Source organism: Paenibacillus sp. N3/727, from assembly GCF_022637315.1.
Lineage (GTDB): Bacteria > Bacillota > Bacilli > Paenibacillales > Paenibacillaceae > Paenibacillus_AQ > Paenibacillus_AQ uliginis.
In genome coordinates this window covers 2,471,911-2,497,252 of record NZ_CP093336.1, presented here as the reverse complement: position 1 = coordinate 2,497,252, position 25,342 = coordinate 2,471,911, and the positions used below count along the sequence as shown (strand labels likewise).

Genomic DNA, 25,342 nt, shown 5'->3' with positions numbered 1-25,342 from the left:
GAGGCGAGCCTATCCGAAAATCGGATTCAGCTCACTTACCTCCCGCCCCAATACTCGGTAATAAATTTCTTCATACTTGCTGCGAATCCGTTCGTTACAGAAGAGCGTCCTTGATCTGTGAAGACACGCTTCCTTCAGGCTGGAATTCAGCTTATCATCCTTAAAAATATCGATGACGTACTCAGCCATCTGCCCACTGTCGCCAATAGGTGCTAGGAAACCTGTTTCCCCATGGGTAACGAGCTCCGGAATACCACCGGCAATGGAACCGACGGTAGGGACTCCGCAAGCCATCGCCTCCAGAGCGACAAGCCCGAAGCTTTCCTTCTCCGAAGGAAGCAGAAGGACATCCGCCATTGAGATCACGTGCGCGATTTCATCCTGCTTTCCAAGGAAATGAACCCTGTCGCTGAGTCCCAGCTCATTGATGCGGCACTGGATCTTCGGAAGCTCAGGCCCTTCACCTACAAGCAGCAGCTTGGAAGGGACTTGGCTGTTCACCTCAGCGAAAATGTCAACAACATCGCCTACCCGTTTGACCGGCCGGAAATTGGATATATGCATGATGATCCGTTCATCAGGATCCGCAAAATCACGCCTTAGTGAAGCGGAATCCCTCGGATAATAAACACGGTGGTCCACGAAATTATAAGTTAAATCGATATCACGGCTGATATCGAGCACTTCCCGTGTTTCCCGGATCAGATCCTGTGATACGGCTGTCACAGCATCACTTTCGTTAATTGCAAGCCTGATCAAATCTTTCAAAGATTCATCCTGTGCCAGTACGGTAATATCCGTACCATGCAAAGTGGTCACCACTTTCAATTGATCTCCTACCATTTGTTTCGCCAGAAAGGCACACACGGCATGAGGAACTGCATAATGAACATGCAGGACGTCCAGTTGCTGCATTTTGACAACCTGAGCCATTTTAGTAGCGAGTGAAAGATCATAAGGCGGATATCGGAATACATAATAATCGTTTACTTCGACTTCATGATAATAAATGTTTTTATGAAAGCTCCCTAAGCGAAAGGGAATGCTGTGTGCTATAAAATGCACCTGGTGGCCTTGTTCAGCGAGCAGCTTTCCGAGTTCGGTAGCAACTACGCCCGAGCCGCCCAGAGAGGGATAGCAGGTAATGCCTATTTTTAGCGGCTGCTGTTTTTTCATATGAGGCCTCCTTACGATTGCTTATGCCTATTATTATGCCTCTTTGGAGATAAATAGATGAACCATGTGCGGAGTTTTAGTCGCAAACCCTTCCGCATAGGAAATGAGTTTGCGCTGTCCAAGCAGCGAATCCCTGGCACGCACACGTTCGATGTACCCTTCTGTTAATGGAGTTGAGACAGAATTATGGTCTGTTTTTACAAATTGAGACCGATAACAGGAAAGCGCCTCTTCCTTCATCTCATAGTTAGCTGAAACATCAACCACGAGATCTGTTTGTCCAAGATCATTAATAAAATAAAAATAGAGCTCGTCCACTTTTACCGCTGGCTGATCCGGCATATAGCGCCGAAGTTTCGCATTAAAGACAGCTTCCTCCACCAGCTTGCTGCAGGCAATATGGTCAGGATGGCGGTCTTCCCAATATGGAGCGAACACGATTGATGGAGAATACTTCCGTATCTCTGCCGTTATTTTCTCAATATTTTCCGGTGTTACAAACAACCCCCGGTCAGGCAGACCCAGATTACTGCGAACCGACAGTCCTAGAACCTGAGCGGCTTTATCCGCTTCCTGCTTTCTAAGCTCAACCGTGCCGTTAGACGACATTTCTGCTGCGGTCAGATCACATATCCCCACCGAAGCGCCTGCTGAAGTATGCTTATATATCGTGCCTGCCATGCCGATCTCAGCATCATCCGCATGTGCACCAAAGATTAATATATCAAGCTTCTGGCTCATAGATCCGTACCGGGTTTATATTTATCAACAAGTTCTCTCCAGCCCAAGTCACCTCTGTCGAGGGCTTTAACCAAAATTTCAGCTGTAGCAATGTTTGTTGCAAGCGGTATCCCTTGAACATCACAAAGACGGAGTAGTGCGTTAATGTCCGGCTCGTGAGGCTGAGCCATCAACGGGTCACGTAGAAAAATGATAAGATCCATTTCATTTTGAGCAACAAGCGCCCCGATCTGCTGGTCTCCCCCAAGCGGACCAGACATAAAACGGTGAATACGTAGATCCGTCTGATCCATGATCCGGGTTCCTGTCGTTCCAGTTGAGTAAAGATCATGTCCCTCAAAAACCTGCTCATAAGCAATTACAAAGTTAACCATCTCTTCTTTCTTGCGGTCATGTGCTATGAATGCAATTTTCATCATGTCGCGTCTCCTCTTTCTCTCTAGTCGATGAAGTGATCGAAGCCGTAAATCATACCTGTATAACCCATTACTTTTTCGACTGCCATTTTCACACCAGGCATATAAGCAGCCCGCTCATAAGAGTCGTGTCGAATCTTTAGACTTTGGCCATAACCGCCAAAAATAACTTCCTGCTGCGCAAATACCCCCGGAAGACGAACGCTGTGAATCCGGAATCCGTTGTAGTAAGCGCCCCGTGCTCCTTCAATTATCTCTTCTTCCTTCGGATTTCCTTGGCGAAGCTCTTCACGGTTGGCAGCAATCATTTCGGCTGTCTTAATCGACGTCCCCGATGGAGCGTCTAGTTTCTGATCTCCATGTGTCTCGATAATTTCTACATGAGGCAAGTATTTAGCCGCCTGTGCAGCAAATTTCATCATTAAGATCGCGCCGATCGAAAAGTTAGGAGCAATCAGGCCGCCGATAGCGCGCGTCTGACACTGCTTGTCCAACTCTTCGATTTGTTCGGGAGTGAATCCTGTTGTTCCGATGACTGGACGAACCCCATGTTTAACGGCTAAGGAAGTATTCGTGTATGCCGATTGCGGGGTTGTAAAATCAACCATCACGTCAGGTTTGTGTTCAACGAGTGCCATTTCGAGATCTGAAGTTACCGTTATTCCACAAACAGGAAGTGCTACAAGCGTACCTGCATCGGTACCACTATCGTGGAGACCTACGGCAGCCACCAGTTCCAGATCAGGATCCTGCAATACCAATTTCACTACTTCTTTGCCCATGCGGCCGCCTGCTCCAACGACCGCAACTCGGATAGCTTTCGACATATTCAACATTCCTCCACTCTCATTCTGTTGCTTCATCCAGCATGTATGATTTCAATCGCTTTTTCAATTCCTCCATTATATGTTGAAGCCCGCTCTCCTGAGGATATAAGCCGATAACCTCCTTTAAAGTGGCTATCGCCAGCGGATGCTCGTTTAATTCACTGTAAACCAGCGCGAGCCATACGTAAGCTTCTGGATATAAAGGGTCCATGGCTATGGCAGATTTCAAAAGCGATACTGCCTGATATAATTCAGCAGGCACAGCACCAGTCTTTCCTTCAACCATCTTCCTGGCTTGCTGTACGAGCTGCAAAGCCTTTACATGCTGCAAATGCAGATGATAATCCGGTTTGTCCGGCAGAAGATTCACTGCTTCCTCCGCATGATGGATCGCTTGTTCCAGCCTGCCGCTGCGGCCATACGTGATGGAGCAGCGGTAATGGACCTCTGCATCTCCAGGATTAGCAGCTATAGCCGCCTCAAACCAACGAAGTGCTTCTTCAAAATCATTTTGCAAAATGCAACGATAAGCTTTCTGTATATAGTCGTCTTGTTTCACTGGCTGTCCCTCCCCCGCAGCGGGTTTTGGTACAGCATATGTATTCACAGCCTAATCCGTGTTTATTTTCGTCCAGCGATCTGCATCTCTTGTGTTGAATTTAAGCATGACCTTATCATGAGCTTCCGCCAGATCAATCCCTAGCGAATTAGCGAAACATATAGCAATAAACAATATATCTCCAAGCTCCATCTCAATGGAATTATCAACTTCATCCGGCTTCTTGGGCTTCTCTCCGAATTGGTGGTTTACTTCTCGGGCGAGCTCCCCTACCTCCTCCGACATCCGCGCCATCATGGACAACGGGCTGAAATAACCTTCTTTAAATTGCGATATGTAACGGTCGACTTCACGTTGCATTTCGGCCATTGATTTTTCCATAATTGGCACTCCTTCCCTTGTGCAGTCTACCGATTATTTCCTTAAAAATTAAACGGCAGCGTTTTACAACTATGTTATCGTAAAGCCGATTTGAAAACAAATATTTTTTATTACACCATTTAATAGGTATATACTTCGTAAAAGAACCGAACATTATGGTCAGAGAACCATTTTGATATAACAGCGAGGGATATCATGAAAACATCCAGACTTATAAACCAGCTTAAAACGGTCATCCCCATCATTATCGGCACGGCCATATATGCCTTCGGATTACTCTACTTCATAATTCCGAACCAGCTGATGGAAGGCGGCGTTACCGGTATTACGGTTCTCCTCAATTATGCGTTTAATATTTCTCCATCCTTGTCGACCTTAATAATCAATATTCCATTGTTTTTAATTGGATTAAAAATATTAGGCGGTCGCCAATCGATCTATACAGGCATTGGAATCGGGTCCTTAACCTTATTTCTGTGGCTCCTTGAGGAACTCATTGAACATGGCTGGATTATTCCGTTCCAGACTGAGCATGATTACATCCTCGCCTCACTGTACGCAGGGGTAACCTTGGGAGCAGGTTTAGGCATCGTATTCCGATTCGGAGGGACGACTGGTGGTTCGGATATCATAGCACGGATATTCAACCGCAAATTCGGTTATAGCATGGGTCAGGTAATTTTGGCGCTGGACATCATCATTCTCGGCTTATCATTGCTGTTTATCCCTCTTGAGAAAATATTGTACACGCTTGTCGCCGTATTCATCGCCTCCAAGGTTATTGATTTCATTCAAGAAGGTGCGTATGCTGCCAAAGCGTTTACCATTATAAGCGACAAGGCGCCCGAAATGGCTGATCGCATCACTGTAGAGCTCGAACGCGGAGTTACACTGGTTCCTGTGATCGGCGTCTATTCCAAACAGGCAAAACATATGATCTACTGCGTCGTCTCAAGACAAGAAATACGCCGATTGAGCGAAATAGCAAAATCCGTGGATCCACGCGCTTTCATCATTATTAATGATGTCAGCGATGTTCACGGAGAAGGATTCAAAGAAGAATAGCCCAGTTTCCCGGGCTATTCTTTATAATTTTTTGGGGAACAGCGGATGATATCTGTTTTTCAGTCCTCTGTATTTACGATAAGCGGCAAAGGTCAGTGCTGAAAAGATAAAAGCTGCAATGAGCAACTGTCCGAACCAAGGCCCTTGTACTTCACCCAATTGCGCTATTGCCGGCTCGTCTTTTTTCTTACCGAACAGCATATTTACGACCACTTCACCTTGAGGTACGATCCTTCTTATCTCCGCAGGATCTGCGGTGGATACCACCCCTCCGGCATGGGACAACCACGATTCAATCATCGATACTTCCTCCGGCTTGCGCTGAATAACGAGCGAAGGACGGATCAGTTCATAATGATCCTGCAGGCTGGCGTATGCTTTTTTGATCCCCTCACGGTCCGACTTGGCAGCACTTTGCTCCATCACCTGAAGATCTTCACGGATGACCTTATAGTATTGAAGCCAAATGCCATCTTTGGGATGCGTGAGACTGTCGACTGCAAGGCGAAGCTTGCCGGCAGACATCATCCACTGCTTCGGGTCCAGCTTCGCCATGGCTGTCGTCTCTTTCATTTCCACAATACTTTCAGCGAGCACATGAATCCCTTCTACACTTGTCAGCCCCTGAAAAGAGGAGGACTCGAACAAGCTCTGTACACGCCTCAGGGACTCGTTAACACCCTGCAGATTGCCTTCTTCCACAAGTCTATATAACGTCTCCACCTCACGGTTTAACGCCTTCGCTTGAATGGAAGCAGCTGGAGAGGTTTTATCTTCTATTTGATCCGGACTTCCCCAAGCTGTTGTACCATAACATAATCCGAACAGTAAGAAGAAAGCGGACACACCCGCTGACCATTGAAATAATCTCCGCAACATGGGACATCCCTCCTACCCATAATGTATGGCAGAAGGGATGACCATAGAACAACTTGTCTAACCTAGAGGTTTGCTAAGAGACCGTTTGACAGCAATCCACCCCACAAACCCACTAAATAACGTCAATCCATACGTAAAGCCTTCAACTGCCCCCAGATGGTCGTAGAGTGGACCCGGAAGATACGGAAATACACCATACGTATAATCAACGGTATCATTAAGTAGCGTCCATGCGATTGCTGCCGTTAAAGCTGTCCATCGGATATGAAACAGTTTCACAAAGATCAGTGCTTCAACAGCCATGGCGGTATGTGAGGCAACAAGCATCCAGTCCTGCCATACCAAATCACTTCCTTGCGATGCCCCTGCAAAAATCATGGCAACGGCCCATATTCCATATTTCACCGATGTAACGACAGCCAATGCTTCAATCAGTTGTTGAAAGAACATTCCCGCTAACTGTTTGGGGGGATATAGCAGCATAATCAATGCTAGACTGAAAAACAGACTCGCTGTCGGGCTGTCAGGCACGAAAACGAGCTGCCACCAAGGATGCTCCATAGCTGTGTTATAGAGCTGTCCCCCATACCAGATATAACCGTAAACCGTGCCCAAAGCGTTACTGATCAATAAAATCCATAAGATAAGTCTCTTCGATAAAAACTCCCGACTCCACAAATATGTAACAGACAACCTGCGCCCTCCTATTCTATTTATTCTATAATAAGATGAGTTAAAGATTTTCAATCTGTTCATTAAAAAACCTGACCGTAAGATACGATCAGGTGTCATTCATTATTTTACTCTGCAGTTTTCTGGCTGGCAAGCCATTCGGCCAATTGGTCGAGTTCTTGCTCGGTAACGCCGGCAGCAATTGCCGTGTCATGCATTGGAGGCATGCCACCCTTACCGTTCTTGATAACCCCGGCGATCGCCTCTTTATCAAGAGTATCACCTACACCGCGAAGTGCAGGTGCATTGCCCTGGCCTTTCATATCAGCAGCGTGACATGTGATACACGTTGCTTTCTTGTAAGTTTCCATAGCCGGATTATCCTTATCCACGATGGCAACCTCTTGCGATTCAGGCTGCTTCGCATTGGATGTAGGAAGTCCCTGTGCATGCTTCTCTTCCGCTTCCTCTTCACGCTGAATATGTTCCGGTTTTTGTCCGGCAGCTTCCAGCTCGTGCGTGTAATGTGTCCATGCCGTGTTGGTCAGGTAAATAATAGCGAGGATCGAAAGGAACATCAAAGACGACGTGATCGGACGTCTGTAAAAGCGGCGTTCTTTTCCTGTATCCAGGAAAGGTACCAGCAGGAGAGCTCCAAAGGCTACTCCGGTAACACCCAGTGTACCGAGAACCACATAATCACCGGATGCATATGGAAGCTTCAGGTACTCATACAAGAACAGGAAGTACCAGTCCGGCATCGGGATAACGGATGCGCTCGGATCAGCCGGATAGCCAAGTGGTGCAGGCTCCGATATGGTCAGCACTAGAAATCCTACCAGAACTACGACACCTACCATCCATTCTTTCAAAAGGAAGTTCGGAATGAACGCTTCCGACTTTCCGGGATATGCCGTATAGTCAGGCGGTATGATAAAACCGTTGCCTTTGCGTACGCGGGAATCGCCTACGTATACTACTTTTTCATCAGGTTTGTGACCGTGTGCCATAATTATGCCTCCCTTCTTCTTATAGTGGTCCGGAAATACCCTGTTTGCGGATCATGATAAAGTGCCCTACCAATAGGGTGAGCAGTACAGCCGGAAGGAAGAACACGTGAATGGCGAAGAAACGGGTTAACGTTTCGGCACCTACAATGGTACCGCCCTGCAGCAGTTCTTTAATAATCGGTCCGAGCCAAGGAACGGAGTTCGCGATCTCCAATGTAACCTTGGTGGCAAAGTATGCTTTGTTATCCCAAGGAAGGAGGTAGCCTGTCAGACCAAGCCCCAACATGACGAAGAAGATCAGCATACCAACAACCCAGTTCATTTCACGAGGCGCCTTATAGGAACCTGTGAAGAATACACGCATTGTATGTAGGAACATCATTACGATGACCAAACTTGCTCCCCAGTGGTGCATGCCGCGGACGATTTGGCCGAATGCCACCTTCGTCTGCAAGAACTCCACACTGGCGTAAGCGTTTATAATATCTGGTACATAATACATCGTCAGGAACATACCCGACAAAATCTGGATTACTGTGATGAAAAACGTCAAGCCGCCGAAACAATAAACAAACGCGGAGAAATGGTGCGCGGGGTTAACGTGCTCCGGAACCTCATGGTCCGCAACGTCTCTCCAGATCGGCGTGATATCGAGACGTTCGTCAATCCAGTTGTAGACATTCTTCAACATCCGAATCTACGCCTCCTATTTCACTACGGTATTTGGTACGATTTCTCCGAGGTAAATCCAGCCATTCTCCTCTTTTACTGTGTACATATCCAGCGGCTTAGGCGCAACGGAAAGGTTCTTTCCATCCGGTGTATAACGAGCGCCGTGACATGGACAGTGATACTCGTTCGGATGATTCTTGTTGTTATTCCATCCGACCAAACAGCCCAAGTGCTTACAGATCGGTGAAAGTGCTAGAATTTCTCCCTTATCATTCTTTCGGATCCAGGCCGTTAGCGAAGCTTTGCTGGCATACCAGCCGTCTTGCTGTTTCAACTCAAAATGGAACTCTTGCGGATCATTGGTAATCTTGCTCACTTCAGCTACCTTAACGAACGCCCCTTCTTCTCTATCTTGAAGAATTGGATCCACGGCAAACCGGAGCATCGGTAATACCACTCCACCCGCCATATAAGCTGTGGCGCCGCCCAACGTATAAGTAAGAAACTGTCTGCGGGACATTTCTTTCAGTCGGGGTGGTTTGTGCGACTCTTCATGCTCGTCATTGTGGTTGTGACTCATTCTGTGTTCAACCCCCTTTTTTCAACCATTTAAAGTGTTTTCAATGATTAATATCACACGACGTACTAGGTCATAATAATAATATATTAGGCACCTCGGACCGTCAAGAATTTGAACCCCAAATTTGGTACCCCTTCCAACGACTACACATGAAATTGTCGGTTTTTCGTCACAATTACAACTCGTCCTCTTTTTGCCAAAGTCCACTAATTAGCTTCGTTACAGCTGCCGAAATCGGCATATCTCCAGATGCCAAAAGTCTAGTCTGGGAAAGGACTAATGCGCTTTCAGGAATATCCTTAATATCAAGGTCGCAATCCGCTGTCATGACAACCACATGGATGAAGCCCGTAGATTTGACTTTGTGACAAATGTCGTTTAGAAGCTGCAATGCTGGCGTTCCTCCGTACTGCATCGCTGGATATGTAACAACTCTCCCTTTAAAGGGCACTTCAACTAAATCCATAAAGTCCCGGAGCCTCTCAAGTGATGCAGTAGCCTCCCATGGGGTTTCATGTCCTGTCAATCCGGTATAGGGGATCAGGCAGGTATCAAAATAAGTCTGCAGTTCTGGCCAAGTTTGTTCATCTACTTCACTGAATTTCATCTAGTTGGCATCCTTTCATCTTCCATTTCTTTAATTTCTTCATTATACGTTTGGATACCGGTTTTGGCAAAAAAAAGAAGAAATGCGAGAGCATTTCTTCAATTTAAAGTCCTCAGTTCATCCGTCAGGTTTCGGAAAGCCAACTCGTCGCCCGAAGCCAGCGCCTCGTCAATCCCCTTGTAAAGTTCCTCACTCCGATGCTTTCGCAATGCCTCGTCCCATACCATCTCCGCAGCCAGACTTAACATGACTTCGTAAGTAACCTTCATTTTATCCATTAGGATGCACCTCCAACCGTGTATTAGAATTGCCTGTATTCTTTCCCTTTCTGCACATAACTTTCCATGGTTCGCTTCATTCGAAGCAAATCTTCTTCTGTCAGTTCACGAATCACTTTGGCAGGTGTGCCAAGAGTAAGCGTGTAGGGTGGGATTACTTTATTTTCTGTTACCACTGTTCCTGCACCGATTAAAGCGTATTCACCAATATCAGCACCGTTTAACAAAATGGCACCCATCCCGATAAGCGAACCTTTTCCGATCGTACACCCGTGAATGATTGCCGAATGACCAACCGACACCTCTTCGGCAAGAATTAGAGGCTGATCTGTGTTGACATGACCTACAACTCCGTCCTGGATGTTGCATCTGTCACCAATGATAATGGGAGCCAGGTCGCCTCTCAGCACAGCATTGAACCATACCGTCGAATCGGCTCCGATCGTCACGTCCCCGATATTTTTCGCACCCTCTGCTACGAAAACAGAAGGATGTATGGACGGCCAAATACCCTTGTACTCTAAATTCATCACTCGATCACCCCTTTAATTTGTGGGAGTGATTGTAGCAATTTGAGCCTTGTTTTGTCAATGGAGCAGATCTTCGGAATCGCCGATATGTAGACATGCTTCAGCAGCTTTCAGGCCGAGTGCCGTCATTCGAATAACGGTGCCTGACTGTTCGCTCTCCCCGATCCGCAGCATTCCTAAATGCATAAGCATTCGAATTACGCGCTGATCCATGATCGTTTGGGGAGTGTCATAATAGAAAGGGCGGATTAACCAACCCAGCGACTCGTAAAGAGATGCCGTGGTTACCCAATCTTTTGCACATTGGCTTATCCAATATACTAGGGAGGAGAGATTAGGAACGGCGCCTTTATAAAGTCTTAACCAGAAGCGGAATATCTGTATCACGCTTACTTGATTTCCTTCTCCAAGGAATTGTTTGCCCCGGTCAGATAGAACGAGACGGTTTCCCGATTCTCTGAACCATTGCCGTGCATAAGCGTAATCATAAAGAAGAGCAAATCTGTCGGGATATTCCGTACAAGACCGACCATAACCGAACCTCCAAGCCCCTTTGGAAATTAAAGGCTCGGTGATGTGAAGCGAGCTCATCATTTGCTGCTGATAGCGGCGATACATAAATCCTTCCGCATTCAGCTCGATTTCGTGTCCCTCTACAAACTTTAAAAGCAGAAGCATGTCCGTTGAAACCAATCCCTGCTCGTCCCGATAGGCGGTTGGCTCCGGAGAATGCTGTAGTCCGTCTTGCAATTTTGCTCCGAGCACATCTCGAAAACGATGCTTCAAGTCAGACGGCACCTGAAAGGTGTATTTCGTCGAGTGAGTAAAACCGTTAAACAGCCAACCGCTTCGGCGGTATCTGGCCACGGTTTCTCTTGGGCTTTCTGTCTTAACGGGCTTTCCCTTTTTCTCCACAACCACTTCCTCTGAAGCGTGCCGAATCGTCGCTGTCAATTCTTCCAGGCTGTAACCGCTGCGGGCATCAAACACAAGACTGTTCAGAAACCTGAGATCCGAATCAGACAACTGTCCAATCTGTTCCTCGAAAAAATCTCTCCGGCCAAGCTTGATCAAGATGCTCTGTATCAGATCATGCTTAGAATTCCGCTTGCAATCACAATCATAGTAGTTAGCTATGTTGCTTAGTTGTCCAATGTCGGCATAAGTGAGCATATCCGCTAGATTCATCTTCCATCGCCCTCACCGTTTTACTTCCATTATGGGGATGTTCAGCCCATTTGATACATGTTCCAACGTGCTGTTGTCCACATTTTTAACGGATTTCGGTCATTGTAAACATCTAAATCACAACTTTTTGCGATTTTATTTTTTAGAAATTTTGCCTTCTACTTCATTTTTATGCAACTCTAAACATTGCTAGAATATCATTGCTGAACCGACAGATCAGCATACCAAAAAAGAGACCCCTCAAAGGAGTCTCTAATTGTTACTATGGCTTAAGGCATTTTTACTGCATATAACCATTTATGAAAAATTGTATCGTTTCCGTCTCAAGTTCATTCAGCGGTCTCTGGAGCATAGCAGACATCTCTTCCGGAACGAGCTTTGTATCTCCTTTAAAGCGCACCGTCAGCTTCGCCGAATTTGATAGCAGATCGAGATACGCCCGATATTCTTCCCTTGTCATGGGCTGTTCTCCATGAGACAAGAAAGCTATTTCCGTGTCATATTGTTCAAGCTTAGCGATCATATTGGTTACCTTCTCCACCGTATAACACCAATTTTTTGCGTACATATTGGCATAAAGACAATCCCCGAGAAAAAGAATCTTCTCCTCAGGTATATAGATAATGGAAGAGTCAGGCGAATGATCGCCACCAACATGTTCAATAACACAAGTAACTCCGCCCAAATTAAGTGACATTTTTGAAGTAAATGTCATATCAGGGGTTGGAATCATGATGTCTCTTTCTTCAGGGAACTCTTTTTTTATGGCATCTGCGCAAAAAGGTATTTCACTGCCCTCTCTTACACGTTCGTCCAAAGCACTGTCTTCCCAGGATAACAGCTGCATTTCCTTTACACGGTCTAATGTCCCGGTAAAACATATACTAGGCATATTCATTTCACTCAGGCCAAAAACATGGTCCCAATGCCAATGTGTTAAAACAAGCCAGTCTCCCTTAATGTTCTTCTCACCTAATTGAGAAAGCCACAGCTTCGCATGGTCTGCAGAGTTTCCCGCATCGATGATCAGTGTATACTTATCTCCCGAAATCGCAGCCAGCACAGGCCGATCCGTTTCCTGATAAGGCGGCAAGTAGACGAAACGCTCCGATACTCTAACTAATTGCTGCATTTAGTTTAATCTCCTTAACTCATCAAATTGTTCGACTACATAAACGGATCGAAAATGTTCGGATCAGTGTTGTTTCTCCAATAGATGTCTCGTACAGTTAAACAGCAGCGGAACCCAGTCGACATCCTTCTTCTCTAGTATTGTAATAGACAGATTTCCGATTCTCTCTACAATGCGGTCTTTGTACAGCGTGCCGTACAGTTGGGCAAGAAAGCCTCCGTGACTGACAACCAACATATTACTTTTGGGATACTTATTCCACATTTCTTCCAGAAATTCCATTCCTCTTGCTTGAAGGTCCAGATCCGTCTCCTGTCCCAAATCCTGGTGCTTCCATTCCTTTCCAAAACGTATCTCGCGCTCAGAGGCGGTAAGTCCTTCCACCTGACCGTATGCCCGCTCACGCAGGCGGAGATCAGGCTCAAGCATGGGAATGTCCAACATGGAGGCTATAATGGACCCCGTCTCTTCTGCACGTGATAAACCGCTGCTGACGATAAAATCCCATTTATACGGTTCTTGTAGCAGACGTTCTCCAAGCAAGCGTGCCTGAAGGCGCCCCTCCTCATTCAACGGAATATCTGTCTGCCCTTGAATTTTACCAATAGCATTCCAATCTGTCAGACCGTGACGTATAAAGCCGATCAGCATCCTTGAGCCTCCTCCATAACATTATTATTTTAGAAAAGATATATTAACGTCTTACGACTCGGTTTAGTCTCATTAAGAAAAACAGTGCAAGTCCTACACCCAGCACAGACAAAATCATCCAGTACTGCGGCTGACTTGGATCTATACCTACTACCAAGGGATCAATAATACCGCTGTTAGTCCCTGGAATTTTATATTTTTGACCCTCCGTAATAATCGAACCGTCTCCCGCCACACCGGTTGGGAGAATACCTGTGACCGGCATTTCAGGTTGTAGTTTTTTAGTATTACCCCTGAAAGCGAAATATAAAAAACTGCTGCCAAACAAAGCGGCAAAACCGGAAATCATGAGTATTAATCGTTTACGGAATATACGCCCAACGGATTTCCCCTTTTCATTCTCTTCAACGAGCCGAGGAAAATCACGATATATACGATCCATAACATTTCGGTTGATACTCTCAGCCCTTGCTTCTAATTCTTCATGTTCCAGTTCATGAATGATACTGAGACTCTCTTCAAACATTTCATATTCCATCGCACATGAGCGGCATGTATGTATATGCTGTCTCAGCCTGATTCGCCTCAGATCGTTGTCCGGGAGATCCCAGACGTACCCCATCAGCTCTTGGGCTTCCTCGCAATTCATCTGCTGCTCATCCCTTCGAGTTCCGTATATAGCGGCTCAGCGAAATAAGGCTCAAGTTGTATCTTTACACTGCCCCGTGCTCTAAATAACAAGGATTTAACCGAGCTAACGGTTTGTCCTAAAATGTCTGCAATTTCTTGATAATCCAACTGATCGTACTCACGTAAAATAAGCGCCGAGCGCTGTTTTTCCGGTAAATTATTGATTGCTTCACGTACTAAAGCTACCCGCTCGCTGCGAAGAATTGCCTGCTCCGGTGCAATTTCCAGTGGAGCGATTGGAACGACGCCGCTTTCTTCCAATGGAAGGGTGCCCCTGCGCTGCTTACGGAGCTCACTGAGCACGGTATTGCGTGCAATCGTATATAGCCAGGTTGAGAACGAAGCGTCCACCTCGCGGAATGAGTGCAAACTGCGGAAAGCTTTGTAGAACGTTTCCGAGCATAAATCCTCAGCTATTAGCTCCAAGTTAGAGCTTTTTAACATATGATATACAAAAGCTAATATTTTTCGTTGGTACCTTCGCATTAATTCTGAGTATAAATCAACGTTTCCTTGTTTGATCTCAAATATTAACTGGGAATCCGTCATATGATTTTTTATTCCCCCTCGCCATTTGTGTGTCTCATCCCCTGTAGAGAGCATTATTTTTTCTTTGATCAGGGATCCACAAAGCTGCCGTAAAACCATATATCTTACGCCGCATGATGTCAGACTATTCTATGTATTTGGCATTTTCCCCAAATCTTCTACAATACTATTCTATCATTGTAGCATATTTTGGAGAAAAGTTCAGTTTGATAGAGTTACGAAATAACACACCTGGATTTGTAAGGGTATACAAATAAAAAAAACCGCCTCCCTTAAGGAAGGCGGTCGCACAATCGTGCAATGTATTGGATAGGAGTGGAGAGAAACCATACTGTACTTTTATTATATGTATCCGTTTTCATTTTGTCAACAGTAATAAAGAAAATATTTTCCTGAATTCAAAAAAAAGGTTGGTTTGTTAATGGTATACAGTATATCCGTGCGACTGCAGTAGATCTTTTGCTCTCTCCAGCTCGCGCTCGTTTTGGAAAGACAGCCTAAGTACACCCGGTACATCTTCCCTGCTCTCGATAATCTGAATGTTACTTAAGTTGATATTCTTCTGACCAAGCTCTGTCGTTATCCGGCCGATGATTCCAGGGTGGTCGGGCACTTCCAGATACAGGTCATATCGAGACACGATTACACCCTTCCGTCTTTCTGGCAGTTCGTCCCGGAACTCTCCTGCCCGGCGGAAAGCATCTTCAATGGCAGAGCCGTCCTGGCTTTCCAGCATAGCCATAAATTGCAGAATCCCATCATTCCAGTCTCTAAGCAGCGGCATCATTACCTTCCGGTTATTGAGAAGGATATCGCGCCATACCACTGGATCGCTGGATGCAATTCGGGTAATGTCACGGAAGCCTCCGGCTGCCAAGGTCTGATACAACGGATTATCCTCATTGTAACTGCATATCTGGTTCACGAGTGCTACAGCGATGATATGCGGTAGATGACTGATCGCTCCAACAATTTGATCATGTAGCTGTGGCTCTACCGTTACAATGTGTGCACGGGTATGAGACAGCAGAACGCTTAGAGAATCCACCTTGTCCCCAGGCACATTCTCTGCTGGAGTCAGTACGTAATACGCGTTCTCGAACAGCAGCGATGAAGCCGCTTTAACGCCGGATCTTTCAGATCCCGCCATGGGGTGCCCACCGATAAAGCAAGCATCTTTCAGAACAAGCCTTTCAGCACAGTCTGTAATACTTGCTTTGGTACTGCCTACATCAGATATGATACAGCCGGGCTTCAGCTGTAAGCCACTGAGAAGGGTTATATAATGCTCAAGGCTGCCGACAGGTACGCACAAAAATATAAAGTCAGCATTCCGGGCGGCCTCCTCAGGCGACAATGTCACCTGGTCGACGACTCCCCGGGCGATGACTTGATCTGCATAATCCTGGGTATGGGCATAACCTGTAACGGTTATGCCTGGTTTTCCTTTTAAACAAAGCGCCAAAGATCCACCAATGAGTCCGACGCCGAATATAGCTACTTTAGTTATAGTATTTGTTGTCATGTTTTCTCTCTCTCACTCTTTTCAAGATTGCGTAAAAGCGTTAGACAGGCGACTTTACGTCACGCAGAACTTGCTCCAACACTCCGATTAACGCTTTATTTTGTTCCGGTGTCCCCACACTCACACGAATATAGTTCGGGTAGCGGGCGAAGCCAGAGCGGACGATTACCCCTTTGTTCAGCAGCGATTTAAATACATCACTTCCGGAGGTTTGGACATCGACCAAGATAAAGTTTCCATGCGCTGGAAAATATTGAAGTCCCATCCGGTCGAATTCTTTTTGCAAGTACACAATACCTTCGGCATTGCTTTGTCGGCAGCTCTCTACGAATTTCTGATCATGAAGTGCCGCCTTCGCAGCCGCTTGAGCTGGACGTCCCGTATTAAACGGCTCCCGCACTCGGTTAATCAAGCTGATAACGTCAGCCTGAGCGATGCCATAGCCGATCCTGAGCGATGCCAGACCGTAGATTTTGGAAAATGTATGGAGAACCACAAGATTATGATAACGCGACAACAGTTTCAAACTTTTCGGATAAGAAGAATCCGTTACAAACTCTGAATAAGCTTCATCCAGTACAACCATAACATTCGAAGGTACCGAATCCATAAACCGAAGAAGCTTATCTTCTGAAATGATTGTTCCCGTGGGATTGTTTGGATTGCAAATCCATACGATTTTGGTTCTATTACTGATAGCGGCAAGCATAGCATCAAGGTCATGGGTGCCATCAACCAGAGGTACTTCAATACTTACGGCATTTTCGATGTCGGCATTGGTTTTATACACAGAAAAGGTCTGATCAGCCATGATCGTTTCGTCACCAGGCTCAAGATATGCACGCGTAATGAGTGCAATGATTTCATCCGATCCGCATCCGAATATGATCTGATCCTTGTTCACGCCCATGACGGAAGCAAGCTCCTCCTTCAATTCGGTCGCATTTCCATCTGGATACATGCTTAGGTTGCTAAGCTCAGCAATAATGGCTTCTTTCGCTAGAGGCGAACAGCCGTAAGGATTCTCATTGGAAGCCAGTTTAATGACTTCACTTAGACCGAATTCCCGTTTTACCTCTTCAACTGGTTTCCCGGGTTGGTATACCGGGAGATTCACAATATTCGCTTTAGGCTTCATCATATCATCTCACCTTTCGTATTATTCTGTTCCTTTTAATTGTGACACAAATTGACGGATTTGCAAAAGTCCCTCTTCCCTCGTGCTCTCCTGCTCAAGCAGAGGAATGTTGGCTTCGATTTGACGAACAATGGCACTGCCTACTACGACACCATCACAAATTTCAGAGAATCTGGCTACTTGTTCCCCGCTTGAGATACCGAAGCCGATGGCCACTGGAACTTTACTATATTTTTTCACCGTCTCGATAAACCCATTAATTCCGCTGTAAAAATCTGAGCGTTCTCCTGTTACACCAAGCGAGGATACACAGTATATAAACCCGTCAGCGTCGCTCACAATATTGGAAATTCGTTCATGTGAAGTCGGTGCCACAAGCGGGATAAGATGCACTCCAGCATCCTTGGACCGACGCTTGATCTCGCCAGCTTCCTCCACGGGCAGATCCGGAATGATCAAACCACTGATATCATGCGCAATAACTTCTTCAAAGAATACATCCAATCCCATTTGAAGAACCGGGTTATAGTAAGTAAACAAAATAAATGGAAGCTCGCTGCCTGCATTCCTTGCCCGTAGGGCCGTCTCCATACATGTGCGTATCGTGACATGCCCTTTTAATGCACGCTGGGAAGCCCGCTGTATTACAGGACCATCCGCAAGCGGATCGGAATATGGCACACCAAGTTCAACAATATCAGCTCCAGCGGCTTCAAGCTCAGCAATAATATCAAGCGTTAATTCAACGCTCGGATCACCACAGGTCAAAAAAGGTATCAATGCGGTTCTATTTTGCCCCTTCAGTCGATCAAAGGTTACATCCATCCGGTTCATATCGATTTACCTCCCGTATAAGCCATAATAGACTCCACGTCCTTATCGCCACGTCCGGAGAGACAGATAACTACAATGTCATCTTCATTCCATTCCGGAGCCATCTTGACGACCTGTGCTACGGCATGGGCTGACTCCAATGCTGGAATAATACCTTCCGTTCTACAAAGCAGTTGAAGGGCATCGAGTGCTTCCTGATCCGTAATCGGCACATAGCGCACCCGCTCGATATCTTTCAGGTATGAGTGCTCCGGACCGACTCCCGGATAATCAAGTCCAGCCGAGATGGAATGAGCTTCTTTCACCTGACCGTACTCATCTTGCAGCAGATAACTCATGGAGCCCTGGAATACGCCTTGCGTTCCCTTGCTCATCGTAGCTGCATGAAACTCTGTATCCACACCCTTGCCTGCAGCTTCGACACCTACGAGAGCTACTTCCTTGTCTTCCAAAAAAGGATAGAACATGCCAATTGCGTTACTCCCCCCGCCGATCGGTGCAAAAATTGTATTTGGCAGGCGACCTTCACTTTCCAGGATCTGACGACGCGTTTCATCACCAATAATTCGCTGGAAGTTTCGAACCATCATCGGATATGGATGAGGACCGACCGCCGAGCCCAATACATAGAACGTATCTTCCACGTTGCTAACCCAATAACGGAGTGCCTCATTTCCAGCGTCCTTCAAAGTTTTGCTGCCGGATGTTACAGGCACTACTTCCGCTCCGAGCATTTTCATCCGAAAAACGTTCAACTGCTGGCGCTTAGTGTCTTCCTCGCCCATAAACACTTTGCATTCCAGACCGAGTAAAGCTGCAACTGTAGCCGTTGCGACTCCGTGCTGACCTGCACCTGTCTCAGCGATGACCTTCTGCTTACCCATCCGCTTCGCGAGAACACCTTGAGCAATCGCGTTGTTGATCTTGTGGGCTCCCGTATGATTCAAATCCTCTCTCTTCAAGTAAATCTTCGCTTTGCCAAGATGCTTGCTGAGACGTTCGGCATAATAAAGCGGTGTTTCCCTGCCGGAGTACTGCTTCAATAGATAAGCAATCTCCTCTTTAAAGGCGGAATCTTCCGCATATCGGTTATATTCTTCTTCCAACTCTATCAGCGCGTTCATCAGCGTCTCCGGTACGAATCGTCCCCCGAAGGAACCGAAACGACCGTTGCGATCCGGTAGCAATGTCATTTGAATTTCACCCTTTCCACGAATGCTGTCACCTTTGCTATATCTTTTACACCCGGGGCACTTTCAACCCCGCTGGATACGTCCACGCCATCCGGGTGATACAATGTTAACAATTCTCCTAGGTTCGATCGTTCAAGTCCCCCCGCCACAAACAAAGGAATACCTTGTGCGCGTGTCCAAGCCTTATAGACCGGTATCGCGTCCCAAGCGAAGGTCTGGCCTGAGCCGCCGCCATAAACCGGATCGTAAGTATCCAGCAGGAGGCCGTCAATACATCCGATGTAACGCTCCAGCTCAGACACATGTTCCTCCGGTGAGCCTCCACTCTTTACGGAGACTGCCTTAAAAATGGAAACCGAGAAGCTTTCTTTCACTTCCCGGCAAAATTGCGGTGATTCTTGTCCGTGCAGTTGCACGACATCCAGTTCTACCGTGTTAAAAAGCTCTCTTAGTTCCTCCAAGGAAGGGTTAACAAAAACGCCAACGGAGGAAGGTGTTGCTCCGCTCTTCCACTGCTTCAACACTTCGTTGAGTTCAGTAGCCTGTTCAGGAATAACCTGACGGCGGCTCTTGGCAAAAACAAATCCGATATAATCCACAGGTAAGTTTATCATCGATTTTAGCACTTCAACGCTTTGAAGTCCACATATTTTTACGGCTGTATTCGTCATCCTAATACACTCCCCTATCACTTGCCTGACCTTGCGGTAAAGGCCCCATTAGATCAACAACAGCCTGCTCTACATCTTCCTTACGCATAAAATGTTCGCCGATTAATACACCTTGAGCGCCGGTTGAAGCCAGATATGAAATATCTTCACTTCCCGAAATCCCGCTCTCGCTGATTAAAATCACACCTTCTGGAATATCTTTGCAAAGCTCTGCTGTCGTGCTTAATGACGTCTCAAAAGTATGCAGATTGCGGTTGTTGACACCTACCAGCTTAGCTGACTCCAATTGAAGTACCGAGTCCAGTTCGCTGCGATTATGAACTTCGATCAGGCAATCAAGCCCGATAGAGGATGCGGTCGACATAAATTCAGCGATCCGGGACGGCTCCAGAATGCTCGCTATGAGCAGAACCGCATCTGCGCCTAACAGACGTGCTTCATAAATTTGAGCTGCATCGATAATGAAGTCCTTACGCAGCAACGGAAGACTGACCGCTTCCCGAACCATTGCAAGATACTCTCCACTTCCTTGAAAATACTGCTCATCCGTCAGTACTGACAAGCAATCTGCACCGGCAGATTCATAAGCTTTGGCTATCGTAACCGGATCAAAGTCCGGCCTAATTAACCCTTTCGAGGGAGAGGCCTTTTTCACCTCGGCAATAAGTCCCATCCCTCTTTTCCGCCGTTCGGATAACGCTTCGATAAACCCACGCGTAGGCAAAAGTGCAGAAATCTTTTCTAACGCTTCTTCAACCGAAAAAGACTGATGAAGTTTGGCTACTTCTTCCCGTTTGGTTGCAACAATTCGATCAAGATACATAATTTAATTCCTCCGTCATCGTGATAAGCTGTTCCAGTTTAGCTTGTGCCACTCCCGAATCAATAGCTTCTGCGGCTTTGCTGACGCCTTCCACCAGACTGTCTGCCAACCCTGAAACATAAATGCAAGCTCCGGCGTTTGCAAGCACGATATCCCTATAAGGACTTTTTTCGCCTTGGAGCACTGTTCCAATAATCGCAGCATTCTCTGCAGCATCTCCACCTAGAATTGACTGCATTGGATGAACAGCGAGGCCTAAATCATGCGGATGAATGTCATACGTGCGAATTTCCCCGCCACGGAGCTCGGACACGCGAGTAGGTGCAGAGATACTGATTTCGTCCAATCCATCATGACTCGTAACGACCATAGCCCGTTTCAATCCCAATTCTTTCAGCACTTGAGCGATCGTTTCCGTTTTATCAAGATCATAAATACCAAGGAGCTGCCGGTCCGCACCAGCAGGATTGGTCAAAGGACCGAGCATATTAAACACGGTTCTTACTCCAAGTTCTTTTCGAGGTGCTGCTGCGTGCTTCATAGAAGGGTGATAAATTTGGGCAAACAGGAAACAGATCCCGATCTGATCCAAACAACGCTTAGCCTGCTCTGCTGTCAAATGAATATTTACACCTAGTGCCTCCAGCACATCAGCACTTCCGGCACGTCCAGAAGCCGAGCGGTTACCATGCTTCGCTACGCGAACGGACACGGAGGATGAAATAATCGCGGAGGCAGTGGAGATATTGAACTTGTGGATTCCAGAGCCTCCTGTTCCGCATGTATCTAGCAGTCGGCTTCGCTCAGTAATGACACGTCCGCCAGAGCCTCGCATCGCTTCAGCAAAGCCTGTAATTTCATCCACGGTCTCTCCTTTGATGCGGAGAGCCGTAAGCAGAGCTCCAATCTGCGAGTGGGTCGCTTTGCCTTCCATAATGGTCTGCATGACCTCCCTCGCCTCACTGCGCTCCAGGTTACGGCCCTCAATCAATTTTGAAATACTGGACTGTACAGGTTCCATAATGTTCATATGTCTCTCCTCCTCCAATTATTTTTAAGGTGTATATTCGTACAGGTAATCCTGGTTGATTATACTCTCAGGCTTTACATCCGGCGGGAACATCGCTTCAGCAACACGGATTGCCTTTAGCATCCCTTTTGCTTTATTGACAGTTTCTTCATATTCTTTCTCAGGCACAGAGTCCCACACAATTCCAGCTCCAGCCTGCACGTAAGCTTTACCCTCGCGGAAAATGATCGTACGAATCGTGATACATGAATTCATATTTCCAGCAAAACCAAGATAACCTATGGCTCCGGCATATGCTCCTCTTGCTTCCCGCTCCAGCTCTGCAATGATCTCCATAGCCCGAAGCTTCGGAGCACCCGACACCGTTCCAGCAGGAAGGCAGGATAGAAAAGCATCAAAGAAATCCTTATCTTCACTCAGCTTGCCTGACACCCCTGACACGATGTGCATGACATGAGAGTACCGCTCGATCTCCATAAAAGAATCACATTTGACCGTTCCGAACTCAGAGACACGTCCCAGATCATTTCGCCCAAGGTCGACCAGCATCAAATGCTCCGCCCGCTCTTTCTCATCCTGCAGCAGCTCTTCTGCCAGCGCTCTATCAGATGACTCATCGACCCCGCGGGGACGTGTGCCGGCAATCGGTCTCGTCTCGACTCGTCTGCCATCGACTTTAACCAACGCTTCAGGCGATGTACCGACAATGATCTCTTCATCCATCTTCAAGTAGTACATATACGGCGACGGATTCAGTGTACGTAGCACCCGGTACACATGAAGCGGGGAAACTTCCGTGTCAATGTGGAAGCGTTGGGACAGCACTACCTGAAAAATATCGCCGGCCCGGATATATTCCTTTGCCCGATCCACATTGTCCATATACTTTTCCTTAGTCATATTGGACTGGATATTTCCAAGTTCCACATCCGAAGGAATGCCACGAGAATTCACATTTTCGCGCGGTCCCTGCTCCTGCAGTTGTTCAGCTGTATCTTCCAGTTTGCGGCATACAATTCTATACGCCTGCCTTATATCCTCATCGGTATCTCCAGGTTTTACATGCACATTGCCAATTAAAAGAATCTGCTGTTTCACATGATCAAATACGATGATCTGATCACAGAACATAAACCGAATGTCGTCCATACCCAGATCATCCAAAGCATGACCGGGCAGCTTTTCGTAATACTGAAGAAGATCATAGCCGAAAAATCCAATTGCACCGCCTGTAAACGGGGGCATTTCATCCAGCTGCGGACTTCTGTACGAACGAAGCAAGGCTTTTAGCTCTTCTACTGGTTTACCTTTGAGTTGAGTTACTTCACCGCTCATTTCCACTTCGATGTGACCTTGTTTACCTGAGATTAAAAGGAAAGGATCGGTGCCGATGAACGAGTAACGAGCCCACTGCACGCCGCCCTCTACACTTTCTAATAAAAATGCCCGTTCCCGCTGTGCATACCGCTGAAATATACGGATCGGTGTCTCCATATCCGCCAGTAAACGGACAGCGACAGGTATCAAATTATACTGTTTTGCCATGGATACGACCTGTTCCATTGATGGGTTTGCCATTACCAATCCCTCCTTCTTCAAATGTATTAAGAATGCAAAAAAGACCTCTACCGAAGTAGAGGTCTATACTGGATAAGTATATAAAAAAGAGCGCAGACAAGAGTGATACAAACTATACAAGACCAAAACGATGCCTCAAATATCTATGACACGGTTTGTATGATAAACAACCCGACCATAGTATTGGCTCATATTTCAGTAATAGAGGTTGTTCAAAAAGTCCGCTTTTGATCACGAAGTGAATCAAGAAGTGGGCTCGGCATCGAATCTTGAATTCAACCGGTCCTTCCGGTGCTGAAAACCGACCTTTTTGAACACGCACTAATAATGTACAGTACTCTCTTATCTTTTCATGGTGAAACCTAAGCTACTCTGCTCTTCTCTGCTAAACTATACTCATCTAAACTCTACTCAGCTATTCTGATACCAATATACAGGATCCTCCCTGTTCATGGCAACCCTAAATTTTGATCAGGAAGACGAAGATGCCGACAAATCCGGACGCAACCGCTGCGCCTCGTTCAAATATACGTGCTTGATTTCTTTCTGACTCTTCTCTGTATTAACCTGCACCATTAGACGGATACAGCGCGGCAAGCTTCCCTGTACCGGAATTTCTACAGAGCACATAAGCGGAACCAAGTCCCAACCATCTAGTGCTCGAATGGCTCTCGCCGGGAAGGTAGCATCCAAATCATGTGTCATTGTAATCCAGACGCTGCAAATATCATCCGGCTTCACATCATTTCGGTTTACAATCTCTTCTAGAAGAAGCACTGTTTCCTTTAAAATTTCCTGTTCATCATTTTGCTTTACCGTTGTCGCTCCGCGAATACCACGATTCATCATCGTTATCCCTCCTATTTCAGCTGTTCAACGACCGAGCGGACTGCGTTTACCGGTACATCATTAACAATACTGACTTTACCGATTTGGTCGGGCACAATAAAGACCATTCGTCCTTCAGTAAATTTCTTATCATGCTGCATAGCGTCCATAATTTCGTCAACCGATACATCGGACGGAAGCACAACAGGCAAATTTAAAGCGCTCAGCATTTCTCTGGTTTGCTCAAACAGATGATTTCCTCTACCCAAAGTTTCGGCGAGTAGCGCCGACCCTGCCATTCCAATGGATATGGCTTCACCATGCAAGAATCGGCCGTAGCCTCCCACCGCTTCGATCGCATGACCAATCGTATGACCCAGGTTTAAGATGGCTCTAAGGCCACCTTCCCGTTCATCCTGTGAAACAACATCTGCCTTGATTGCACAGCCGCGTTCCAATCCGTAAGCAAGCGCCTCTGGATCTAGTGAAAGCAGTTCAGATGCATGATCCCGGCACCAATAAGCAAACTCTTCATCAAGAATAAGTCCATGCTTTACCATTTCAGACAATCCTGCTGACACATCGCGTGCAGGCAGCGATGACAGTGTGTCTACATCGTACAATACCATCACCGGCTGATGAAACGCGCCAATCATATTTTTGGCCAAGGGGTGATTAACCGCAACCTTACCACCTACACTGCTGTCATGGGCAAGGATCGTTGTCGGGATCTGCACAAAAGTAACGCCTCTCATGTATGTAGCCGCCACGAATCCAGCCAGATCACCCACTACCCCGCCACCTAATGCAAATACAGCAGAGCTGCGGTCCAGCTTGCCTTGTATCGCCGTCGTCATCACTTGCTCAAACACTGCTAGTGACTTGGACGTTTCTCCTGCTGGTACCACATGGGAAACAGTCGTGAAACCCGCTTCAGCCATCCGGTCTTCCACCATCCGCAAATAATGGGGAGCGACCTGTTCATCCGTAACGATCAGGTGTGGACTTTTAGCGCTGATTCCGTGCTCCAAGCTCAGTTCACCGATCTTCTGAAGCAAGCCTGAGCCGATATAAATGGGGTATGATCGTTCTCCTAGTTCGACCTGTAGAGTTCTCATA

The 25,342-nt window shown here is 46.6% G+C and carries 30 protein-coding genes; 1 reads left to right on the top strand and 29 read right to left on the bottom strand.

Annotated elements, in window-relative coordinates; translation table 11 throughout:
- Nucleotides 1-9: 9 nt before the first annotated feature.
- From bshA to MNQ98_RS11245, 6 genes are read right to left on the bottom strand one after another with little or no spacing between them, the layout of a single operon-like run.
- Nucleotides 10-1,176, bottom strand: coding sequence for an N-acetyl-alpha-D-glucosaminyl L-malate synthase BshA (bshA, locus tag MNQ98_RS11270; protein WP_241933245.1), 1,167 nt, complete (start codon nt 1,174-1,176; stop codon nt 10-12).
- A 33-nt stretch (nt 1,177-1,209) separates the two neighbouring features.
- On the bottom strand, nt 1,210-1,917 hold the full coding sequence (gene bshB1, locus MNQ98_RS11265) for a bacillithiol biosynthesis deacetylase BshB1 (RefSeq protein WP_241933244.1): 708 nt from the start codon (nt 1,915-1,917) through the stop codon (nt 1,210-1,212).
- Entirely contained in the window at nt 1,914-2,336 is a 423-nt protein-coding gene (gene mgsA, locus MNQ98_RS11260) for a methylglyoxal synthase (protein WP_208914521.1), read from the bottom strand. The genes bshB1 and mgsA overlap by 4 nt, the downstream gene beginning before the upstream one ends.
- A 20-nt stretch (nt 2,337-2,356) precedes the next feature.
- Nucleotides 2,357-3,160 (bottom strand): 4-hydroxy-tetrahydrodipicolinate reductase, encoded by an 804-nt coding sequence (gene dapB / locus MNQ98_RS11255; protein ID WP_241933243.1) that lies wholly within the window; start codon nt 3,158-3,160, stop codon nt 2,357-2,359.
- A gap of 19 nt (nt 3,161-3,179) precedes the next feature.
- Nucleotides 3,180-3,719, bottom strand: coding sequence for a tetratricopeptide repeat protein (locus MNQ98_RS11250; protein ID WP_208914522.1), 540 nt, complete (start codon nt 3,717-3,719; stop codon nt 3,180-3,182).
- Between the two features lie 51 nt (nt 3,720-3,770).
- Nucleotides 3,771-4,100 (bottom strand): nucleotide pyrophosphohydrolase, encoded by a 330-nt coding sequence (locus MNQ98_RS11245; protein ID WP_208914523.1) that lies wholly within the window; start codon nt 4,098-4,100, stop codon nt 3,771-3,773.
- Between the two features lie 195 nt (nt 4,101-4,295).
- On the opposite strand from MNQ98_RS11245, the gene MNQ98_RS11240 reads away from it, so the two are divergent.
- Nucleotides 4,296-5,165 carry a YitT family protein gene (locus tag MNQ98_RS11240; RefSeq protein ID WP_241933242.1) on the top strand — a complete coding sequence of 290 codons (870 nt, stop codon included), beginning with the start codon at nt 4,296-4,298 and terminating at the stop codon, nt 5,163-5,165.
- Nucleotides 5,166-5,186: 21 nt separating this feature from the next.
- Here the strand turns inward: MNQ98_RS11240 and MNQ98_RS11235 are convergent, their stop codons facing one another.
- The 23 genes from MNQ98_RS11235 to aroB form a co-directional block, all read right to left on the bottom strand.
- Complete coding sequence (locus tag MNQ98_RS11235; protein WP_241933241.1) at nt 5,187-6,044, bottom strand: sporulation protein YpjB; 858 nt, start codon at nt 6,042-6,044, stop codon at nt 5,187-5,189.
- 57 nt (nt 6,045-6,101) lie between these two features.
- On the bottom strand, nt 6,102-6,737 hold the full coding sequence (locus tag MNQ98_RS11230) for a DUF1405 domain-containing protein (RefSeq protein WP_241933240.1): 636 nt from the start codon (nt 6,735-6,737) through the stop codon (nt 6,102-6,104).
- Between the two features lie 107 nt (nt 6,738-6,844).
- Entirely contained in the window at nt 6,845-7,726 is an 882-nt protein-coding gene (locus tag MNQ98_RS11225) for a menaquinol-cytochrome c reductase cytochrome b/c subunit (RefSeq protein ID WP_241933239.1), read from the bottom strand.
- Between the two features lie 19 nt (nt 7,727-7,745).
- Nucleotides 7,746-8,417: a menaquinol-cytochrome c reductase cytochrome b subunit gene (qcrB, locus tag MNQ98_RS11220; RefSeq protein ID WP_208914528.1), complete on the bottom strand. Its 672-nt coding sequence runs from the start codon at nt 8,415-8,417 to the stop codon at nt 7,746-7,748.
- Between the two features lie 15 nt (nt 8,418-8,432).
- Nucleotides 8,433-8,978: a QcrA and Rieske domain-containing protein gene (locus MNQ98_RS11215; RefSeq protein WP_241933238.1), complete on the bottom strand. Its 546-nt coding sequence runs from the start codon at nt 8,976-8,978 to the stop codon at nt 8,433-8,435.
- Between the two features lie 175 nt (nt 8,979-9,153).
- Complete coding sequence (locus tag MNQ98_RS11210; RefSeq protein ID WP_241933237.1) at nt 9,154-9,585, bottom strand: DUF2487 family protein; 432 nt, start codon at nt 9,583-9,585, stop codon at nt 9,154-9,156.
- Nucleotides 9,586-9,683: 98 nt separating this feature from the next.
- The gene (locus MNQ98_RS11205) at nt 9,684-9,863 is read right to left on the bottom strand and encodes an IDEAL domain-containing protein (RefSeq protein WP_208914531.1); all 180 of its coding nucleotides are present in this window, start codon (nt 9,861-9,863) and stop codon (nt 9,684-9,686) included.
- A gap of 23 nt (nt 9,864-9,886) precedes the next feature.
- A complete protein-coding gene (locus tag MNQ98_RS11200) occupies nt 9,887-10,393 on the bottom strand; it encodes a gamma carbonic anhydrase family protein (protein WP_241933236.1) in 507 nt (168 codons plus the stop codon).
- Between the two features lie 57 nt (nt 10,394-10,450).
- Nucleotides 10,451-11,581, bottom strand: coding sequence for a hypothetical protein (locus MNQ98_RS11195; RefSeq protein WP_241933235.1), 1,131 nt, complete (start codon nt 11,579-11,581; stop codon nt 10,451-10,453).
- Between the two features lie 280 nt (nt 11,582-11,861).
- The gene (locus MNQ98_RS11190) at nt 11,862-12,713 is read right to left on the bottom strand and encodes an MBL fold metallo-hydrolase (RefSeq protein ID WP_241933234.1); all 852 of its coding nucleotides are present in this window, start codon (nt 12,711-12,713) and stop codon (nt 11,862-11,864) included.
- A 63-nt stretch (nt 12,714-12,776) separates the two neighbouring features.
- The gene (locus MNQ98_RS11185; protein WP_241933233.1) at nt 12,777-13,364 is read right to left on the bottom strand and encodes a histidine phosphatase family protein; all 588 of its coding nucleotides are present in this window, start codon (nt 13,362-13,364) and stop codon (nt 12,777-12,779) included.
- Nucleotides 13,365-13,407: 43 nt separating this feature from the next.
- Nucleotides 13,408-14,013: an anti-sigma factor gene (locus MNQ98_RS11180; protein ID WP_241933232.1), complete on the bottom strand. Its 606-nt coding sequence runs from the start codon at nt 14,011-14,013 to the stop codon at nt 13,408-13,410.
- Complete coding sequence (locus MNQ98_RS11175; RefSeq protein WP_208914537.1) at nt 14,010-14,603, bottom strand: RNA polymerase sigma factor; 594 nt, start codon at nt 14,601-14,603, stop codon at nt 14,010-14,012. Before MNQ98_RS11175 ends, MNQ98_RS11180 begins: the two co-directional genes overlap by 4 nt.
- Before the next feature lie 418 nt (nt 14,604-15,021).
- A complete protein-coding gene (locus tag MNQ98_RS11170; protein ID WP_241933231.1) occupies nt 15,022-16,128 on the bottom strand; it encodes a prephenate dehydrogenase in 1,107 nt (368 codons plus the stop codon).
- Nucleotides 16,129-16,168: 40 nt separating this feature from the next.
- Complete coding sequence (hisC, locus tag MNQ98_RS11165; RefSeq protein ID WP_241933901.1) at nt 16,169-17,266, bottom strand: histidinol-phosphate transaminase; 1,098 nt, start codon at nt 17,264-17,266, stop codon at nt 16,169-16,171.
- A 21-nt stretch (nt 17,267-17,287) separates the two neighbouring features.
- Entirely contained in the window at nt 17,288-18,100 is an 813-nt protein-coding gene (gene trpA / locus MNQ98_RS11160; RefSeq protein WP_241933230.1) for a tryptophan synthase subunit alpha, read from the bottom strand.
- Complete coding sequence (gene trpB, locus MNQ98_RS11155) at nt 18,097-19,293, bottom strand: tryptophan synthase subunit beta (protein ID WP_241933229.1); 1,197 nt, start codon at nt 19,291-19,293, stop codon at nt 18,097-18,099. Before trpB ends, trpA begins: the two co-directional genes overlap by 4 nt.
- Entirely contained in the window at nt 19,290-19,964 is a 675-nt protein-coding gene (locus MNQ98_RS11150) for a phosphoribosylanthranilate isomerase (RefSeq protein WP_241933228.1), read from the bottom strand. The genes trpB and MNQ98_RS11150 overlap by 4 nt, the downstream gene beginning before the upstream one ends.
- Before the next feature lies 1 nt (nt 19,965).
- On the bottom strand, nt 19,966-20,787 hold the full coding sequence (trpC, locus tag MNQ98_RS11145) for an indole-3-glycerol phosphate synthase TrpC (RefSeq protein ID WP_241933227.1): 822 nt from the start codon (nt 20,785-20,787) through the stop codon (nt 19,966-19,968).
- The gene (gene trpD / locus MNQ98_RS11140; protein ID WP_241933226.1) at nt 20,777-21,817 is read right to left on the bottom strand and encodes an anthranilate phosphoribosyltransferase; all 1,041 of its coding nucleotides are present in this window, start codon (nt 21,815-21,817) and stop codon (nt 20,777-20,779) included. The genes trpC and trpD overlap by 11 nt, the downstream gene beginning before the upstream one ends.
- A 24-nt stretch (nt 21,818-21,841) precedes the next feature.
- Nucleotides 21,842-23,395 carry an anthranilate synthase component I gene (trpE, locus tag MNQ98_RS11135; protein WP_241933225.1) on the bottom strand — a complete coding sequence of 518 codons (1,554 nt, stop codon included), beginning with the start codon at nt 23,393-23,395 and terminating at the stop codon, nt 21,842-21,844.
- Nucleotides 23,396-23,866: 471 nt separating this feature from the next.
- Entirely contained in the window at nt 23,867-24,244 is a 378-nt protein-coding gene (gene aroH / locus MNQ98_RS11130; protein WP_241933224.1) for a chorismate mutase, read from the bottom strand.
- 11 nt (nt 24,245-24,255) lie between these two features.
- A complete protein-coding gene (aroB, locus tag MNQ98_RS11125; protein WP_241933223.1) occupies nt 24,256-25,341 on the bottom strand; it encodes a 3-dehydroquinate synthase in 1,086 nt (361 codons plus the stop codon).
- Nucleotide 25,342 lies beyond the last annotated feature (1 nt).